The organism is Blautia sp. DFI.1.216, assembly GCF_020594215.1.
Taxonomy (GTDB): domain Bacteria; phylum Bacillota; class Clostridia; order Lachnospirales; family Lachnospiraceae; genus Blautia_A; species Blautia_A wexlerae.
Window position 1 is genome coordinate 1 of the sequence record NZ_JAJDML010000181.1, and the last position, 453, is coordinate 453.

Annotated in this window: 2 protein-coding genes; both read right to left on the bottom strand. The window is 53.9% G+C overall.

The genetic code is table 11. From position 1 onward, the window contains the following. The coding region (locus LJE11_RS19340) for a DUF3847 domain-containing protein (RefSeq protein WP_227296427.1) at nt 1–213 on the bottom strand (213 nt) is incomplete at its 3' end. Further along, the coding region (locus tag LJE11_RS19345; protein WP_227296428.1) for a DeoR family transcriptional regulator at nt 206–453 on the bottom strand (248 nt) is incomplete at its 5' end. The genes LJE11_RS19340 and LJE11_RS19345, both read right to left, overlap by 8 nt.

The window sequence follows — 453 nt, forward strand, 5'->3', positions numbered from 1 at the left end:
CAGCATGACATCATCATCTGTCAGGCGTTCCGGCTCTTGCAGAAAACTTTCCAGCATACCGCCACGGGTACAGAGCCGGTGCGTCCGCTCCTTCCGGGTAAGCTGCTTCAGCTGGTACTGCAATGCCTTTTCATCATTGATGGCTTTCCGCAGTTTCTTTTCGCTTTTCTCCAGCTCCCAGTTGAGTTTTTCCAGCTTTGAGGTCTCAGGCAAGGGCAGCGTCCTCCTTTCCCGGTATCAGCACATAAATCCGGTTTGGTTCTCCCACGCCCTGACGCACCCGCATGATAAGCCCAGCGGTTTCCAGTTCATTCAGAGAACGCTTGACCGTCATGGAGTTGCGGGACAGGACTGTAGCAATGGCTGTGACAGGGAAGCAGACAAACAGGATTCCGTTTTCGTCCTCCTGCCCTTTGGATAGCATAGCGTCCAGCATCCGGCAGTACATGACCT